This window comes from Kineosporiaceae bacterium, from assembly GCA_016713225.1.
Lineage (GTDB): Bacteria > Actinomycetota > Actinomycetes > Actinomycetales > Kineosporiaceae > JADJPO01.
In genome coordinates this window covers 1,017,637-1,034,950 of record JADJPO010000001.1, presented here as the reverse complement: position 1 = coordinate 1,034,950, position 17,314 = coordinate 1,017,637, and the positions used below count along the sequence as shown (strand labels likewise).

Here is a 17,314-nt window from a genome sequence, read left to right as displayed (position 1 = left end):
ACCTCAGTCGCTGAGCTGATCGGGGCTCAGGTGGGTGGTGCGGTTGATCCACGAGGCCAGGGTGACCCCGTCGAGGAACCGGAATCGCGAGACCCCGGTGTTGTCGATGGCCAGCCAGCCGGTCATCGACTCGACCCCGAGTGCGGCCTGGATCAGGTACTGGCTGAAGGTGCCGTGGGTGACCAGCACCACCACGTCGTCCGCGTCATGATCGGCGGTCAACTGCCGGACGACGTCGCGCGCCCGCTCGGCGCAGGTCTCGCGATCCTCCACCGGCCCACCCCACCACCCGGCCTCGGTGGCGCTGTCGGGCAGCACCAGTCGATCGCACCATGCGGCGAGCGCATCCCGCGCAGCGCCGGGGTGCGGGGTGAGGCGCTGTGGGTCGTCGGGGTCTATCACCACGGGGCCGTAGTACTCGAAGATGTGCTCATGACCGACGGCCGACAGGTCGAGCGCCGCCGCGATCGGGGCCGTGGTCTGCACCGCCCGGGTCATCAGGCTGGTGTAGAGGTGGGTGGGTGTGACGGCGAACTCGTTGTCGGCCAACGCTCGAGCCACGGCACGGGCCTGTTCGTGCCCCAGTTCGGTCAGCTCCGGGTCGGGTGAACGACCCCGACTCGACCCGGTCTGCTGCCACAGCAGGTTGTTGCCGGACTGGCCGTGCCGGACGAGGACGAGCTCCACGGGCCGACTCCCCTACGTGTGGTCGAGTGCTGTCAGTGCCGCGCTGAAGGCGGCGGTGGCCTTCTCCCCGAACGGGACGAGCCGTACGAGCTCGACCGAGGACGCCTCCTGGGCGACGTCCACCGCTCGGATGGTGCGCACCGCGATCGAGGCCACCTGATCGACGTCCCAGCCGTACACGCCGGCGCTGATCGCCGGGAAGGCCACCGAGACCGCGCCGAGCTCCGCAGCCCGGATCAGGCTGACCCGAAAGCAGGAGGTGAGCAGCGCCGGGTCCCGCTGGCCGCGATGCCGGTTCGGCCCGACCGTGTGCACCACCCATCGGGCCGGCAGGTCACCCGAACCCGTGGCGACCGCCTCGCCGACCGGCAGCCCCTGGGGGAAGCGGGTTCGGCGCACCTCCCGGCACTCCTCGAGCAGACCGGGGCCGGCGGCGGCGTGGATCGCGCCGTCCACCCCGCCCCCGCCCAACAGGGAGGAGTTGGCCGCGTTGACGATCACGTCGACCTGCTGGGTCGTGATGTCCCCGGGGACGACCTCGATCCGCACCCTCACACCTCCACCATCAGGGTCACCGGGCCGTCGTTGACCAGCTCGACGGCCATGTCGGCACCGAATCGTCCCGTCGCCACCTCGACTCCCTGCTCGCGCAGGGCGGCAGCGAACGCCTCGACCAGGGGTTCGGCCACCGGGCCGGGCGCGGCGGCCGACCAGGAGGGGCGGCGTCCCTTGGCGACATCGGCGTAGAGCGTGAACTGGCTCACCACGAGCACGGGCGCAGCGTCGTCCAGCACGCTGCGCTCATCGCGCAGGATGCGGAGCCCGGCGATCTTGCGGGCCAGGGTCTGCGCCTGCGCAGCGCCGTCGGTGTGGGTCACGCCGACCAGCACCGCCAGCCCCGGTCGCTCGATGGCCCCGATCACCTCACCGGCCACGCTGACCCGGGCCCGGCTGACCCGCTGCACCACCGCTCGCATGACCGCGAGCCTAGTCGTGGTGTGTCCGGTGGTGCCCGCCTCAGAGGTCGACGACCTCGAGCTGTCCCACCCGCCGGCCCCCACCGATCACCGGCGCCTCACGGAGCCAATCCAGGGCGCCGTCGTCGACGCCGAGGCGACGCAGCAACGCGGCCAGCACCGGCCCGCTCGCCCGCTCGGCGCCGTCCGCGATCTTCACGACGGCGGCCCGGCCGTCGGGTAGTCCGGCGGCGAACACGGCCTCGGCGCCGTCCTTGGCGATCAGACCGGGGACGGCGCGCATCATCCGGGTGGCGTCCCGGCCGGTGCCGGCGAGCCACTCCGGGTGGGTACGGATCGCCCGCACGACGCGCTGCTCGGGACTGCCGTCGGCGGCGGTGCACAGGCGTGCATACCCCCGGGCCAGGCCCAGGGCCGAGACCGCCAGCACCGGGGCGCCGCAGCCGTCGACACCGACGGCTGTCACCGGCTCGCCGGTCAGCTCGGCCACCGTGTCGCTGATCAGGCGCTGCAGCGGGTGGTCCGGCTCACGGTAGGTGTCCGTCGGCCAGCCGTTGATCACGCAGGTCGACAGCATCGCGGCGTGCTTGCCGGAGCAGTTGTGCGCGATGGCTGTGGGCGCGCGGCCAGCGCGACGCCACAGGAGCGCTTCGACGTCCCCCGCCGGCAGGTCGGGCGGGGTCTGCAGCGCCTCGGCTGGAAGGGCGGCGCTGGCCAGGATCCGGCGCACTCCGTCGCGGTGGAAGTGCTCGCCGTTGTGACTGGCCGAGGCGAGGGCGAGCAGGTGGCCGTCCAGGTCGAGCCCACCGCGAAGCATCGCGACCGCCTGCAACGGCTTGTTCGCCGACCGCGGGAACATCGGGGACGTCGCGTCCCCCCGCTCGACGACAGCTGCGCCGGCGGCATCGAGGGCCACCGCGGTGCCGTGATGCTCGCTCTCGACGAATCCCGAGCGGACGACGTGTGCCAGCAGCGCGTGAACCATGGCGCGCAGCGTAGGGGTTCGAGAGGTGCTCGGGCGGTGCGTCCGGGCCGTGTCAGTGCCCTGCCAGTGTGCGAGGGCCGGGGCCAGTTTCGGGGCCGGTTACAGGGCTGGGTCAGGGCAGGGCGATCGGGACGTGCCCGGCCTGGTAGCGCCGGGCGATCTCACCGGTCAGCCGATCGACCACGTTCTGCACCTGGCGACGAGAGCGGCTCAGCCGTGCCTCGACGTCCGCGAGGTGGTCGATCGCCCCGCGCAGTTCCGGTTCGCCGAGGTGGGCCAGGTCGGAGCCACCGACGTCGGAGACCGCCCGCTCGGCCTCGCGCCGGTTCTCACCGATGCGGCTCGGGAGCAGGGCGGACAGGTGACGCCCCAACCCGCGACTCTGCCGCGGCGGGTCGGCCAGCGCCTTGGCGAGGCGCTCGGCCAGCTCGGCGTCCGTCGACTGCCCGGGCGGACGGCCGGCCATGCCGCTCTCACCACGCGCGCGGGCCTCCTGCTCGGCGCGCAGGATGTCGAGCCGACCCTGCAGCAGCCTGCGGGCGTAGGACAGGTCGGTCTCCTCCTGCTCGGCCTCGGTCTTGCGTGCCCGGAGTTCGTCCATGTCGAACTGGTCGATGCCCTCGAGGTAGTCCGGGGCCAGGACGCGGTCGATCCGGCGGCGTCCACCCACCATGTACTCGGTCATCTCCGCGCTCCTCCCGTCGACCGTGACCAGGAGCCTACCGTGAGTGATGCCTGAACGTGTCGTTCTGACTACTCAGAGGCATAACTGGTGAGAATCGGGCTCACCACGGGCCGTACGGGCCGGGCTGCCCGCCACCCCCGCGGATCTGCCGGACGGCGGGGCGCACATCGGCGAGGTACACCGCCGCGGCCGCGAAGGCGATGATCGGCAGGAAGTTGAGAATGGTCATGAAACCACCCGGCAGCGCCAGGAACCCCACGGCCGTGGCGACACCCAGGATGCTGAGCCACTTGGGCTTGCTCAACTTGCCGGCGACCGGAAAGGCGTCGGCGCGGGTGCGGGCCGCATCCACGAGGGCGTAGACCTCGGCGCCGAACGCCACGACGCCCAAGCCCCACAAGACGTACAGCTGCAAGTCACCCATGCCCGTCAGGGTACGTAACTTCGGCCGCAGATGCCCGCGACCCACCCTGCCCTGATGGCGGGGTGGGTCGCGGAACGCTCATCCCAGGCGAGCGCGATGTCACGTTGCGCTCGCTGGACGAGCGCGATGTCACGTTGCGCTCATGCCGGATGGGCGCGACCGCGCGATCGGCGCTGAGTCAGTCGCCGATGGTCTCGGCGGCCTGCTCGGCGGCCTTGGCGGCCTTGGACGCCGCGCCACGGGCGGTGGTGGCCGCACGCTTGGTCGCGCTGCGTGTGGTGGCCGCCTTGGTCTTGGCGGTGGCGGCCGTCTTCTTCACGGCTGCCCGGGTGGACTTGGTGCCCTCCACCACGGCCTGCTCGACCTCGTCCACGACCTCGTCGAGCTCCTTGCGGCCGACGGTGAGGGTGGCCTTGGCGTCGGCCAGGGTCGCCTCGGCGGCGTGCTGGGCCGTCGTGACCAGGGCCTTGCCGCGGCTGACGGTGGCCTTGCTCTGCTGCACGAACTCCTGGGTGGCCGGGGCCTCCTCGAGACGCAGCACGAGCTGCTTACCCCGCTCGGCCAGGTCCTCGTAGCGGTGCTCGACCTTGCCGGCCATCTCGAGCGCCCGGGTCAGGGCGAGCGCCGGAACCTCCTTGGCCTGCGTCTGCAGTGCCTTCGGGTCGAACGTCTTGGCCAGGAACTTCTGCAGGTAGGCGGGGTCGATCGAGCCGACCGCCTTCTCGACCCGCAGCTGGATCTTGGTCACCCGGGCCTCGAAGCCCTCCTGCAGGTGGCCGGCCTCGGCCACGGCCTGACGGACGCGCTCGACGGCCAGGTCGGTGACGCCCACGGCGGCCATCACCGGAGAGGCCTGGGACACGGTCTTGCGGATATCGGTACGAACGGACATGAGTCCTTCTCCTCGCTTCACCCGTCGGAGGACGGGTTCTGTTGGGTCTTGGCAGTTCTTGATGTCTTGGGAGCGCCGGCCTTGGTCGTCGCCTTCTTCGCAGCGGTCTTGCTCGCCGCACGGGTCGTGGCCGCACGCTTGGTGGCCGGGGTCTTGGTGGCCGAGCTCTTGGCGGTCACGGGCTTCGCGGTCACGGGCTTCGCGGTCACGGAGGACTTGACGGTCGCCCGCTTCGCGGTCGCGGTCTTGGCCGCCGGAGTCTTCGTTGTCGCGGCCTCGGCCGCCGAGGCCTTGGTGGCCGAGGCCTTCGACGTGGCGGTTCGGGCCATCCGCCGAGCGAGCGGACGACGAGCCGGCGGCGCGGCGTCCAGACCCACCCGGGCGTTCTCGGCACAGAAGGAGGTGTAGATGTCGAGCAGCGCGCGGCGCTGCCGGTCGGTCAGTGCCGGGTCGGCGCCGATGGCGGCCTCGACGTCCGGGCGGCCCTCGCCGTCCAGGATGCCGGCCCGCACGTAGAGCGCCTCGGCCGAGATCCGCAGCCCCTTGGCGATCTGCTGCAACACCTCCGCCGACGGCTTGCGCAGACCCCGCTCGATCTGGCTCAGGTAGGGGTTGCTCACCCCGGCGAGGGTGGCGAGCTGACGCACCGACAACTTGGCACCCTCCCGCTGCTCGCGCAGGTAGTCACCGAGGTCGCCGACCTTCTCCGAGATGCTTGCCACAGCATCCATTCTGCTTGCATTTGTTAGCACCCGCAAATCGAAACCGACATGATCCGGCTCACACCCCAGCGCGCCGGCCCGGCGAGATCAGCCGCGATCAGGACGATCAGGCCGAATCACTCTCGTCCGCGAGAGTCCGGGTCAGGCCGCCGGACGGATCGCGAGCAGCGCGCGGGCGTCGTCCGGACTCATCGCGGGGCGCTGCACGATCGATGCCAAACTCGCTGCCCGCTCGACGAGTTCGGCGTTCGAGGCCACCGGGCGACCCTTCGCGTAGGTGAGCGTGTCCTCCATGCCCACGCGCAGGTGGCCACCCAGCGACAGCGCGCCCGGCATCACCGTGAGCGAACTACGGCCGACACCCGTCGCCGACCAGGACGTCACCTCGGGAACCTGGGCCTGCAGCGCAGCAGCCATCGTGGCGAGCGCCGCGCCCGTGGCCGGCGCCGCCCCGGGCACCCCGAGCACCAGGTCGCAGTGCACCCGGCCGCCGTAGGGCAGCCCACACAGATCGATCAGCCGGCGCAGCGAGGCAATGTGGCCCAGATCGAACAGCTCGAACTCGGGTACCACCCGGGCCTCCTGCGCCGCCCGGTACAGGTCCACCATGAACGGCCACGGATTCAGGAACACCTGGTCACCGAAGTTGACCGTGCCACACGTGAGCGAGCACGAGTCCGGGGCGGCGTCGAGCACGCCGAGCCGGTGACCGAGCGGGTCGTGCACGCTGCCCCCGGTCGAGAGTTGGACGACGAGCGAGGTCGCCTCCCGCAGCGCCGCCACGGTGTCGGTCAACCGCGCCAGGTCGAGCGACGGCCTCCCCGCGTCGTCCCGGATGTGCACATGAATCAACGCGGCACCGGCCGCCTGACACGCGACAGCCGTCTGGACCAACTCGGCCAGGGTCACCGGCAGCGCCGGAGCGTCCGCCTTGTCGGTCTCGGCCCCGGTGGGCGCGACCGTGATCAGGGTGCGGTTCGCGATCGAGACGGGATTCGGCGAAAGGCTCACGCTGCCCAGGCTATGACGCAGCGAAGCGTCGACACCAGCCGCCGAACGGGAAGACCTTCGGTCGATGAGGCGCGTTTCAGGAGATTGTCGCGTCCGCGACGATTGCCTCCTGAGACGCCGCCTGACCCCGTTCACCATCCGGCGACGCACCCGCGGGGAGCACCCGCAGGGCAGCGTCCGTGGGGAGTGACCGTTTGACCAGCGCGAGGGCGATCGGGCCCCATTCGTGGTGGCGTACCGGGCTGGTGACCTGCCCGACCGGCCGGCCCTGCCGCACCGAGGCGACCCCGTCGGGCACGTCGGCGGACTCGTCGGGATCGCCAGAGCCGCCCCCGGCCCCGGCCCCGGGCATCAGGTAGACCGGGTCACCCGCCGCCGGCAGGTCGTGCTCGGAGCCGTCCAGGTGCAGCATCACCAGCCGGCGCGGTGGCTTGCCCAGGTGATGCACACGCGAGACCGTCTCCTGCCCGCGGTAGCACCCCTTGTTCAGGTGCAACCCGGTGCGCATCCAGTCCACCTCGTGCGGCAGCGTGCGGTGATCGGTGTCGCAGCCGGCTCGGGGTCGCCAGGCCGCCACCCGCAAGGCCTCGCTCGCCCACGACCCGGCCAGCGGTAGCGCCGCGACGGCGTCGGCGAAGCCGGCTCGCGGCACCCACACCTCGCGCCACGGCCGGCGCCACCCGGGGTGATCGTCGAGGGTGCCGGCGGTGTACAGGCCGGTGTTCTCCCCCGGAGCCGGCCATGGGTCCTGCCACGACGGCGGCACCGGCCCGGTGCCGTCCGGCGCGCCTGCTGCCGCGAACGCAGCGTCGACCGCAGCCTGGACAGCGGGCGGCAGCGCAGCGTCGGGGGCCAGCACCATCCCGATGGCCGCCCACTGCCCCGTGACGTCCTCGATCGTCACCCGAGTGCGAAATCGCATGCTGCGCAACCAGTCTGCCAAGGGCTCGGCCGTCGACGCCGGGTCGAGCGCGGGGCGCATGGACGTCGCGTCGACCGAGATCCAGGCCCGCTCACCGTCGTCCACGAGGTGCAGCGCGTGCTCGACGTGGCCATAGGGGCTGAGCACCAGCGACTCGACCGGTCGGCCCGGCGCCAGATCGCTCACCTGCTGGGTGGTCAACGCCTGCAGCCAGCTCAGCCGCGCCTCACCGGTGACGATCAGCAATCCCCGGTGCGACAGATCGGTCACCGCCTCGCCCGCCGCGAGCAGGCGTTGCTCGCGCATCGGGTCGCCGTAGTGCCAGGCCACCCCGGCATCGGGCGCGGACGCCGTCCCGCCCGGTGTGCCCCCGCCGCTGGGCAACGGCACGGCCCCCGGCACCCGGTCGAGCAGCGGCGAGTCAGGTGGCTGCTGCCCTGCGGACGGTGTGGTGGATTGCGTGGTGGATGGTGTGGTGGGCGATGGTGCCATCAGGTCACGACCTCGGTGGACGCGCAACGGACGCAGAGCCCGTGCAGGGACAGGTGGGACAGGTCGGTGACGAAACCGTGCCGGGCGAGCACCGCAGCGGCCAGTTCGACCGCCAGCGCGGCGTCCGCCTCGGCCACGGCCCCGCACCGATGGCAGACCAGGTGGATGTGCTGCTCGTCGCCCCGGGCGTGGTAGGTCGAGGCACCGTGGGTGAGGTGGGTGTGGGTGACCACGCCGAGTTCTTCGAGCAGTTCGAGCGTGCGGTACACCGTCGACAGACTCAAGCCGGGAGTGCTCTGTTGCACCCGCTCGCACACCTGCTCGGGCGTGGCGTGGCCCAACGCCACGACGGCATCGGCGACCAACCGCCGCTGGGTGGTGGCACGCAGGCCCCGGGCGCGCAGCGCGGAGCCCAGCAGGTCCGAGCCATCGACAGGCGCGGTCAGCTCAGATTCACCCGCTTCAACTGCGCCGAGACGTGCGGCGTGAGCGGCGTGCCCATGGCGGCCATGTCCATCGTCCACAACAGATCCCCCTCGACCAGGCCGTAGAGGCGGGAGGCTCCGGTGTACTCCTTGGCCGTCGACGTCCGGGCGACGACATCGGTGGCCATGGTGATCCGCGGCCCCTCCACGGCACCGTGGTAGATCTCGACGAACCCGGTCGGGTGGGTCAGCAGGAGTTCGACCTCGGTGCCGCCGGCCTCGGCCGGTCCGCCGGTGCGCCAGAAGCCGGTCTCGGTGGCCAGCGGGCGCACCTGGTTGCCGTCCTCGTCCAGCAACCAGGTCCGCGACCTGTAGGACAGGAACGGCCGCCCGTCGTGACCGAACTCGACCTCCTGGCCGAAGCGCTGGTCCTGCGCCATGGTCGGGTAGCCGACCACGCCGGCCCCGACCCACACCCCCACCAGCCAGCTCAGCGGAACCAGGGGCGGCGGCATGTCTGCGGAGAGCTCGATGGGCATGTGCCCATCTTGCTATGTCGAACCCGAACCGGACGGCTCAGTTGCCCGACAGTCGCGCCACCGCATACGCCACGGTGCCCACCGCGCAGACCGGACCGGCTGCCGCCGCGGGCAAACCGATCAGCCGAACGGCGGCGTGCTGGGACTGCAACAACATGGTGGTGCCGGACGCCACAGCCGCCACGGCCACCCCGACCAACGCCGTGGCCAGCAGATCGCCGTCCGAGACCACCACGGCGGCCAGCGAGGCGACCACGGCCCCTGCGGCGAAGGCAGCCCAGCCGCGCACATTCGACTCGATCGGCAGGCCGACCACGACGACCGAACCCGCGAGGGCAGCGGCGGCGACCGTGAGCCCGGCCAGGCCGAGCCGGGTCTCGGGCAGCAGCATCCACCCGGCACCGAGCACCGCGATGACCTGACCGGAGAGTGTGGCAGTGACCGATTCGACCAAACCGCCGCGTCCGTCACGCCGCAGCAACTGATGGGCGAAGGCCAACAGGACGCAGCCCGCGATCAGCCCGGCGAAGGCGGCCAACGGCTGAACCCGTTCGGCGGTGCGCAACGCCAGCCCGACGCCGCCCAGGCCACTGACCGCGATCACCACCGCGGTGGTGACTCGCGAACGTTCGAGCTCCAGCAACGCACCCCAGCCCAGCGCGACCAGCACCACGGCGAGCGCCACGGCCCCCGCGAGCGCCGTGGCACCCCAGTGCGCCGCAGCGACGAGACCGACGGCCAGGGCCACCGAGACCAGTGAGCACAGCAGTGACATCACGACCGGCATCCTGACAGATCCCGGCGAGCTGACCCGCGCGATCTCCCGGTCGCTATCCTGGGTGGACGTCTCGCTTCCCGCAGTGACGCGGCGCGGCCCGATCGCATTCGCGATCACACACCAGGCGGGTCATCGAACCCACCTGGGAAGGAGGCCTCGTGGCCCAGTTGCTCCTGCTCACCAACGCACTGGCGCCCTCGTCCGAGGTGCTACCCGCTCTGGGGCTGCTGGCCCACCAGGTGCGCGTGCTGCCGGCCGAGCCCGCCGTCCTGGTCGACGCCCCGGTCGCCGACGCGATCCTGGTCGACGGTCGCCGCGATCTCGCCGGCGCACGCTCGCTGTGCCGGCTCTTGCGCACGACGGGATTGTCGTCGCCCCTGTTGCTGGTGCTGACCGAGGGTGGCCTCACCGCCGTCGCCGTCGACTGGGGCATGGACGACGTGCTGCTGGACGCCGCGGGCCCGGCCGAGGTGGAGGCGCGACTACGCCTGGCCACCGCCCGCAGTCGTGCCCTCGAACTCGATCGGGAGCCGGAGTCCAGCGAGATCCGCAACGGTGACCTGGTGATCGACGAGGCGACCTACAGCGCCCGGCTGCGACGTCGCTCCCTCGACCTGACCTACAAGGAGTTCGAGCTGCTCAAGTACCTCGCACAGCATCCCGGCCGGGTGTTCACCCGGGCGCAGTTGCTGCAGGAGGTCTGGGGGTACGACTACTTCGGCGGAACCCGGACGGTCGACGTCCATGTGCGCCGATTGCGCGCCAAATTGGGCACCGACAACGAGGCCCTGATCGGCACCGTACGCAACGTGGGGTATCGCTTCGTCCCCAGTGGGCGCGCCGTCGATGCAGACGGCGACACCCCGGCCGAGGTCGAGGCATCCCCCGGACGCGTCGACGCCTGAACCACGACCCACCCCACCCCACCCCCCGAATCACCCCCCAAACCGCGTCATGCTCCGCGGGTGACACGCGACGCCGGCGAAAACCGGTCGAAATGCGTCACCCGCGGAGCATCAGCGGTCACCCGCGGAGCATGAGCGGGTTCTCGGGGTTGGGTTGGGTTGGGGTCAGGGCAGGACGGTGATGCGGGTGGGGCTCGGGGGTGCGGTGGCGGGGTGGGTGCCGAGCCAGGCGACGAACTCGTCGAGATCGACGCCGCCGCCGACGCGGTTGGTGCCGTTCTTCAGCTCGGCGAAGCCGTCACCGCCGTCGGCCAGGAAGTTGTTCACCGTCACCCGGTAGGTCGCGGTCGGGCTGAGGGTGACCCCGTCGAGCTTGATCGTGGCGGGGTCGATCTTGCTGCCCTGCGGCGCCGAGGCCGAGTACGAGTAGGTGAACCCGCGCGAGACCCCGTTGATCAGGATCGGGCGCGACCGGGCACTGTTGAACTGCTGCTCCAGCACGGTGTCGATCTGCGCGCCGGTCAGGGTCAGGGTGACGAGCAGGTTGCCGAACGGCTGGACGGCGAACGCCTCGCTGTAGGTCACCTGGCCGTCGCCCTCTCCGGCAGGCGACCCGGCGTAGAGCAGGTCGGCTCGCACGCCGCCGGAGTTCATGAAGGCGATCTGGGCGCCGTTGGCCGTCGTCCGGTCGAGCTGGGCGTCGGCGATCAGGTCACCCAGGCTGGATTCGGCGGCCCGGTTGTCCGGCGTCCCGTCGGCATTGGTGGCCCGCTTGATGTCGGCCGTGATCGACCCGACCAGGCGATTGCCCAGCGGCGCGGACAGCGCGTCCCACTTGGCGATGATCGCGCTCTGCACCGGATCGGGCGTGACGGTGCGCAGCACGGGCCGGTTCACCGCGACCACCGACGAACGGATGACGTCCTTGGTGCGACGGTCGAGCTTCAGGTTGGTCTCGGTCACCAACCGGCCGAACGCCATCGCACTGGTCACCGATCGCGGGTTGCCCGCCGGGTCGGGGATCATGCAGGTGTACGGCTGGTGGGTGTGCCCGCTGACCACCATGTCGATCCGGGCGTCGAGGTTCCGGGCGATCTCGACGATCGGACCCGAGATCGACGATCCGGTGTTCTCACCGGTGCACGGGAAGTTGTAGGCGGCACCGGTGGGCGGCACGCCACCCTCGTGAATCAGCACCACGATCGCCTTGACCCCGCGCTGGGCCAGGTCGGCCGCGGCCAGGTTGGCGCTGGCCACCTCGTCCTTGAAGGTCACGTTCTTGATGCCGGCCTGCGCGACCAACTCGGGGGTGGCCTCGAGGGTCATGCCGATGAAGCCGACCTTGACATCGCCGACCTCCTTGACCCAGGTGGGCGGCAGGATGGTGCGACCGGTGCGCGACCTGAACCAGTCGCCGTAGTCCCGGCTACCGGCGGGAGCCTTGACCTTGACGCCGTTGGCGTAGGCCACATTGGCCGCCAGGTACTGGAACCTCGCCCCGCGGTACGGCGTCGGCAGGTAACACCCGCTGTCGGTGCGGCAGCCGCCGTACTGCATCCGCAGCAACTCGCTCACGCCCTCGTCGAACTCGTGGTTGCCCACGCTCGAGACGTTGAGCTTCAGCGCGTTCAGCGACTCCACGCTCGGCTCGTCGTGGAACAGACCGGACAGGAACGGACTGCCCCCGATCAGGTCACCCGCGGCCACGGTGAGCGTGTTCTTCTTGCCGGCACGCAACGCCGACAGCGTGCTCGACAGGTACTCGACCCCGCCGTGAGCGGTCGTACCCTGGCCCGGTAGCTGGCTGTCGGCGCCCGCCGGTGGCTTCAGGTGACCGTGGTAGTCGTTGAAGCTCAGGATCTGCAGGTCGACCGGCGTGGGTGCCGCAACGGCCGCTGAGGACATGGACACGGCCGCCACCGTGGCGCTTGCCACGGCCAGCCCGAGAAGAGTGCGCCGTCGGCGCTCCTGTCGCAACATGGTTGTCTCCTCCGGGGCCAGGATGCCCCCTCGCCGAACTCCGCCTGATGGTGTCCGGGACGGTACTGCCCCGCGCCCTCCTCGTCACCCGAACGGGCCACGCCGACCCCGCCGACTCCGCGCGACACTGCCTCGTGACCACGCCACCCGGCCAGGCCTCGTAGGGTCTGCGCATGAGTTCGGTGACCGTGCGCGTCGCCCCGCTGCTCACCCCTGCCCAGGTGAGCGCCGTGACGGCGGTGTGTCACCACGCAGCGCACGCCGACGGCACCGAGCCGTTGAGCGAACACGTCCGGTTGCACCTGCTCCGCGGTGGGGACCACGACGGCCGGCCGGACGGCGGAGACCGACACCTGCTCGCCCTGCGGCCCGATGACCGGATCGTCGGATATGCCCATCTCGACCCGACCGACCTGGTCGACGGAGCGGCCGCCGAGGTGGTGGTCGACCCTGCCGAGCGAGATCAGGGGGTGGGGCGTGCTCTGGTGGAGGCGACCGTCGAGGCCTCCCCCGACGGCCGGCTGCGACTGTGGTCGCACGGCTCGCACCCGGCCGCCCGCCGGCTCGCGGCGTCCCTGGGGTTCGCCGAGGGGCGACGGCTGGAACAGTGGCGCCGTCGACTCGACGTGCCACTTCCGCCGGTCGCGCTGCCGGACGGCGTCCGGCTGCGCAGCTTCGTCCCGGGCTCGGACGACGCCCCGTGGCTGGCCTTGAACGCCCGGGCGTTCGCCGATCACCCGGAGCAGGGCGGTTGGACCAGCCGTGACCTTCAGGTACGTCTGGCGGAGACCTGGTTCGACCCGCAGGGGTTTCTCATCGCCGAGGAGGGTGAGGCCGAACACCCCGAGATGGTCGGCTTTCACTGGACGAAGGTGCACGGCTCCCCGGCGGGACATGCCCACGAGCCGATCGGCGAGGTCTACGTGGTCGGCGTCGACCCGGCGCACCAGGGTCGTGGGCTGGGCCGCAGCCTGACCCTGGCCGGGCTGCACCGGCTCGCCGAGGCCGGGCTGAACAGCGCGATGCTCTACGTCGAGGCCGACAACGCCGCAGCCAAGGCGGTATACCACTCGCTGGGTTTCGCCCACCACGAGACCGACGTGATGTACGTGCGGCGATCAGGTGGCTCGAAGGTGCCCTGAGTCCCTAACGGCAAGTTGCCTCGCCGTGAAACGATGCCGGGCATGACCAGCTCCGCGACGACCCCGGCGTCGCCTGCCGGCCCTGCCCGGCGGCCGCGAACCTCTCGTACCCGCACCTCCGTTGCCGCCGTCATGGCCGCGTCGAGCGCCAAGGACGCCGCGCCCTCCAACGGTGCCGCCGCGCCGCTTCCGGACGAGGCAGCACCCACCTCGCCGCCAGCGCCCGGCGCCCCGGTGTCGGGCGCCGCGAGTGACGGCCGGGCAGTCGGCGTCCCGGCCGAGCCCGAACCGCTGCGCAGCGACCGGTTCCTCGATCGCGAACTGTCGTGGTTGGCCTTCAACACCCGGGTGCTCGAACTCTCGCGGGACGAGAACCTGCCGTTGCTGGAACGTGCCCGGTTCCTCGCGATCTTCGCCAGCAACCTGGACGAGTTCTTCATGGTGCGCGTGGCCGGTCTCAAGCGCCGGATCGCGACCGGGCTGGCGGTGACCGCGGCCAGTGGCCTCGAACCGCGTGACCTGCTCGAGGCGATCAGCGAGCGCGCTCACGAGATGATGTCGGAGCACGCGAAGATCTACACCGACGAGGTGGCCCCATCGCTGCGCGAGGCCGGTATCGCCCTGGTGCACTGGGACGCTCTGTCCGCCTCCGAGCAAGACCGGTTGCACACCTTCTTCCGCGAGCAGGTCTTCCCCGTGCTGACCCCACTGGCGGTCGACCCGGCGCACCCGTTCCCCTACATCTCCGGCCTGTCGCTCAACCTGGCCGTCATCCTGCGCAACCCGGTGACCGACAAGGAGCACTTCGCCCGGGTCAAGGTGCCGCCGCTGCTGCCCCGCTTCATCCGCGTGGACGGCGACGACCTGCACCACTCCCGGTTCGTGCCGGTCGAGGACGTGATCGCGGTGCACCTCGATCAGCTGTTCCCGGGCATGGAGGTCCTGCAGCACCACACCTTCCGGGTGACCCGCAACGAGGACCTCGAGGTCGAGGAAGACGACGCCGAGAACCTGCTGCAGGCCCTCGAGAAGGAGCTGTTGCGGCGCCGGTTCGGGCCGCCGGTGCGGCTCGAGGTCGCCTCGACCATCGACAACCACGTGCTCGAGCTGCTGGTTCGCGAGCTGGGTGTGAGCGGCGCCGAGGTCTACAACCTCTCCGAGCCCCTCGACCTGCGCGGTCTGAACACCATCGCGGATCTCGACGTCCCCGAGCTGCACTACCCCAAGTACCTGCCCAAGACCCACCGCCACCTCAACGAGGTCGAGACCGCCAAGCCGAGCGACGTGTTCGCGGCGATCCGGGCTCGCGACATCCTGCTGCACCACCCGTACGACTCCTTCTCGACCAGCGTGCAGGCCTTCCTGGAGCAGGCAGCCGCCGACCCGCGGGTGCTGGCGATCAAGCAGACCCTGTACCGCACCAGCGGTGACTCCCCGATCGTCGATGCCCTGATCGACGCGGCCGAGGCCGGCAAGCAGGTGCTCGCCCTGGTCGAGATCAAGGCCCGGTTCGACGAGCAGGCCAACATCAGTTGGGCGCGCAAGCTGGAGCAGGCCGGCGTGCACGTGGTGTACGGCATCGTCGGGCTCAAGACCCACGCCAAGCTGAGCCTCGTGGTGCGCCAGGAGGCCGAGGGCCTGCGCCGCTACTGCCATGTCGGCACCGGCAACTACAACCCCAAGACCGCCCGGCTCTACGAGGACCTGGGCCTGCTCACCTGCGACCCCCAGGTCGGCGAGGACCTCACCCGGCTGTTCAACCAGCTGTCCGGCTACGCGCCCAAGACCGCCTACCGGCGGCTGCTGGTCGCCCCGCGGTCGCTGCGCAGCGGTCTGGTCGATCGCGTCAACCGTGAGATCGCCAACCATGCCGAGGGTCACCCGGCGCGGGTGCGGTTGAAGATGAACTCGATCGTCGACGAGGTGCTGATCGATGCGCTGTACCGCGCCTCGCAGGCCGGGGTTCCGGTGGACGTCGTGGTGCGCGGTATCTGCGCGATCCGGCCGGGTGTGCCCGGGCTGAGCGAGAACATCCGGGTGCGCAGCATCCTGGGTCGCTACCTGGAGCACTCCCGCGTGTTCTGGTTCGAGAACAAGGGCGAGCCGGTGGTCTACATCGGCAGCTCGGACATGATGCACCGCAACCTCGACCGCCGGGTCGAGGCCCTGGTACGCCTCAGCGACCCGGGTCACCTGACCGAGCTGGATCAGATGATGACCCTGGCCATGGACGAGGAGACGATCTCGTGGCACCTCGGCCCGGACGGTGACTGGGTGCGCCACGGCGGAACGGACGGCCAGCCAGGTCGGGACCTGCAGGCACACATGATCGCGACCCGGCCCAGCCGGCGCGCAGTCACCCGACGACGCTGAAACGGAGCGCCTTTGTCCACCTCGCCGGGGGTCGAGTCCAGCGCGGAGCAGCCCGCAGATGCGGCTTTGCCGTCGGCCGAATCGGCGGCATCGGCCGGGTCGGCAGCGACGGCGAGCACCGCGCGAGGGTCGGCGGCGTCCAATGGGTTCGCGGCGGCCTCGCTCAACGGGACCGCGCCAACGGTGTTGGCCGCCGGCGTCCTGTGCTGGCGGACGACGCCTGCCGGCCTCGAACTGCTCATGGTGCATCGGCCCAAGTACGACGACTGGTCGTTCCCCAAGGGAAAGCTCGAAGTCGGTGAGAGCCTGCCCGAGTGCGCCATCCGGGAGCTGGCCGAGGAGACCGGTGTCGAGGCGGTCCTGGGCCGCGCGCTGCCCTCGGTGCGCTACATCGACCAGAACGGCGCGGTGAAGCAGTCCAGCTACTGGGCCGGACGGGCGCTGCATCAGGGCCGGGCCACGGCTCCGACGACCGAGGTGGACGGCGTGGCGTGGGTGCCGCTGGAGCAGGTCGGTGAGCTGCTGGCCCACCCGACCGACGCGGCGCCGCTGGATGTCCTGGCGGCGATGGCTGCGGACGGTGAGTTGGACACGACCCCGGTGCTGATCATCCGGCACGGCACGGCACGGCCGCGCGATGCCTGGGCCAGGGCCGACGCCGACCGACCGCTGATCGCCTCGGGCCGACGACAGGCAGCCTCGCTCGCCTCGCTGCTGGCCTGTTGGCAGCCCGAGTACCTGCTGAGCTCGTCCTGGCGTCGATGCGTCGACACCGTCACCCCGTACGCGGCGCTGGCCAAGGTGAAGATCCGCACCAAGGGTGGACTCACCGAACGAGCCTTCCGGCGCGACCCCAACAAGGCGCGCCGTCACCTGTTCGACCTGATCGAGCGGGAGCGGCGGTCGGCGATGTGCACCCACCGCCCGGTGCTGGCGGGGGTGTTCCGGGCGCTTCGCGAGCGGACCACGCGAGAGTTGATCAAACACGTACCGCAGGACGACCCCTATCTGGCGCCCGGCGAGGTCTTGGTGGCCCATGTGATCCACCCGAGTGGACGTCGCGCCACGATCGTGGGGATCGAACGGTACGTCGCACTGCGCTGACGTCTCGCTCGCTCAGCCGTCTCGCTCAGCCGTCTCGATCAGCCGTCTCCCTCGGCCGTCTCGATCAGCGTCAGCCACGCCCGCCGCACCGGACAGGCGACGCTGTGTGACGGATCACAGGCGCGCTCGTCCAGATCGGTCACACTCTGCCCCGATTCGGTGACAACGCTGTCGATGAACCGACCGCCGAGGTTCACCTGCCGTGTACGCCGCGCGATCCAACCGGCTGCCCTGGCTCTCTAGCGTCGTCCTCGGAGCCGGCCCGCGCCGC

The 17,314-nt window shown here is 71.0% G+C and carries 18 protein-coding genes; 4 read left to right on the top strand and 14 right to left on the bottom strand.

The window, feature by feature from the left end:
* Nucleotides 1–3: 3 nt before the first annotated feature.
* The 13 genes from IPK24_04670 to IPK24_04610 all read right to left on the bottom strand — a co-directional run bounded on the left by IPK24_04670 (nucleotide 4) and on the right by IPK24_04610 (nucleotide 9,539).
* Complete coding sequence (locus tag IPK24_04670; protein MBK8074865.1) at nucleotides 4–687, bottom strand: histidine phosphatase family protein; 684 nt, start codon at nucleotides 685–687, stop codon at nucleotides 4–6.
* A 12-nt stretch (nucleotides 688–699) separates the two neighbouring features.
* Complete coding sequence (locus IPK24_04665; protein MBK8074864.1) at nucleotides 700–1,236, bottom strand: O-acetyl-ADP-ribose deacetylase; 537 nt, start codon at nucleotides 1,234–1,236, stop codon at nucleotides 700–702.
* Nucleotides 1,237–1,238: 2 nt separating this feature from the next.
* Nucleotides 1,239–1,664: a D-tyrosyl-tRNA(Tyr) deacylase gene (locus IPK24_04660; protein MBK8074863.1), complete on the bottom strand. Its 426-nt coding sequence runs from the start codon at nucleotides 1,662–1,664 to the stop codon at nucleotides 1,239–1,241.
* A 40-nt stretch (nucleotides 1,665–1,704) separates the two neighbouring features.
* A complete protein-coding gene (locus IPK24_04655; protein MBK8074862.1) occupies nucleotides 1,705–2,649 on the bottom strand; it encodes an asparaginase in 945 nt (314 codons plus the stop codon).
* 112 nt (nucleotides 2,650–2,761) lie between these two features.
* On the bottom strand, nucleotides 2,762–3,334 hold the full coding sequence (locus IPK24_04650) for an aerial mycelium formation protein (protein MBK8074861.1): 573 nt from the start codon (nucleotides 3,332–3,334) through the stop codon (nucleotides 2,762–2,764).
* A gap of 100 nt (nucleotides 3,335–3,434) precedes the next feature.
* Nucleotides 3,435–3,758 (bottom strand): DUF2516 family protein, encoded by a 324-nt coding sequence (locus tag IPK24_04645; protein ID MBK8074860.1) that lies wholly within the window; start codon nucleotides 3,756–3,758, stop codon nucleotides 3,435–3,437.
* 178 nt (nucleotides 3,759–3,936) lie between these two features.
* Nucleotides 3,937–4,650 (bottom strand): hypothetical protein, encoded by a 714-nt coding sequence (locus tag IPK24_04640; GenBank protein ID MBK8074859.1) that lies wholly within the window; start codon nucleotides 4,648–4,650, stop codon nucleotides 3,937–3,939.
* Nucleotides 4,651–4,667: 17 nt separating this feature from the next.
* Nucleotides 4,668–5,381 carry a helix-turn-helix transcriptional regulator gene (locus tag IPK24_04635; GenBank protein ID MBK8074858.1) on the bottom strand — a complete coding sequence of 238 codons (714 nt, stop codon included), beginning with the start codon at nucleotides 5,379–5,381 and terminating at the stop codon, nucleotides 4,668–4,670.
* A gap of 132 nt (nucleotides 5,382–5,513) precedes the next feature.
* Entirely contained in the window at nucleotides 5,514–6,521 is a 1,008-nt protein-coding gene (locus IPK24_04630; GenBank protein MBK8074857.1) for a 3-keto-5-aminohexanoate cleavage protein, read from the bottom strand.
* The gene (locus tag IPK24_04625; GenBank protein MBK8074856.1) at nucleotides 6,460–7,797 is read right to left on the bottom strand and encodes a folate-binding protein YgfZ; all 1,338 of its coding nucleotides are present in this window, start codon (nucleotides 7,795–7,797) and stop codon (nucleotides 6,460–6,462) included. Before IPK24_04625 ends, IPK24_04630 begins: the two co-directional genes overlap by 62 nt.
* Nucleotides 7,797–8,216 (bottom strand): transcriptional repressor, encoded by a 420-nt coding sequence (locus tag IPK24_04620; GenBank protein MBK8074855.1) that lies wholly within the window; start codon nucleotides 8,214–8,216, stop codon nucleotides 7,797–7,799. Before IPK24_04620 ends, IPK24_04625 begins: the two co-directional genes overlap by 1 nt.
* 23 nt (nucleotides 8,217–8,239) lie before the next feature.
* The gene (locus IPK24_04615) at nucleotides 8,240–8,761 is read right to left on the bottom strand and encodes an FABP family protein (protein MBK8074854.1); all 522 of its coding nucleotides are present in this window, start codon (nucleotides 8,759–8,761) and stop codon (nucleotides 8,240–8,242) included.
* Between the two features lie 37 nt (nucleotides 8,762–8,798).
* On the bottom strand, nucleotides 8,799–9,539 hold the full coding sequence (locus IPK24_04610; protein ID MBK8074853.1) for a hypothetical protein: 741 nt from the start codon (nucleotides 9,537–9,539) through the stop codon (nucleotides 8,799–8,801).
* 158 nt (nucleotides 9,540–9,697) lie between these two features.
* Between IPK24_04610 and IPK24_04605 the strand changes: the two genes are divergently transcribed.
* On the top strand, nucleotides 9,698–10,444 hold the full coding sequence (locus IPK24_04605; protein MBK8074852.1) for a response regulator transcription factor: 747 nt from the start codon (nucleotides 9,698–9,700) through the stop codon (nucleotides 10,442–10,444).
* Nucleotides 10,445–10,609: 165 nt separating this feature from the next.
* Here IPK24_04605 and IPK24_04600 read toward each other — a convergent pair whose 3' ends face one another.
* Nucleotides 10,610–12,424 (bottom strand): bifunctional metallophosphatase/5'-nucleotidase, encoded by a 1,815-nt coding sequence (locus IPK24_04600; protein MBK8074851.1) that lies wholly within the window; start codon nucleotides 12,422–12,424, stop codon nucleotides 10,610–10,612.
* Between the two features lie 173 nt (nucleotides 12,425–12,597).
* Here IPK24_04600 and mshD point away from each other — a divergent pair, with 173 nt between their 5' ends.
* The 3 genes from mshD to IPK24_04585 are packed head-to-tail and all read left to right on the top strand — an operon-like array spanning nucleotide 12,598 to nucleotide 17,043.
* Nucleotides 12,598–13,566, top strand: a complete 969-nt coding sequence (mshD, locus tag IPK24_04595; protein MBK8074850.1) for a mycothiol synthase — start codon at nucleotides 12,598–12,600, stop codon at nucleotides 13,564–13,566.
* Between the two features lie 42 nt (nucleotides 13,567–13,608).
* On the top strand, nucleotides 13,609–15,939 hold the full coding sequence (locus IPK24_04590; protein MBK8074849.1) for an RNA degradosome polyphosphate kinase: 2,331 nt from the start codon (nucleotides 13,609–13,611) through the stop codon (nucleotides 15,937–15,939).
* A gap of 12 nt (nucleotides 15,940–15,951) precedes the next feature.
* The gene (locus IPK24_04585; GenBank protein ID MBK8074848.1) at nucleotides 15,952–17,043 is read left to right on the top strand and encodes an NUDIX hydrolase; all 1,092 of its coding nucleotides are present in this window, start codon (nucleotides 15,952–15,954) and stop codon (nucleotides 17,041–17,043) included.
* The last annotated feature ends 271 nt before the right edge of the window (nucleotides 17,044–17,314 follow it).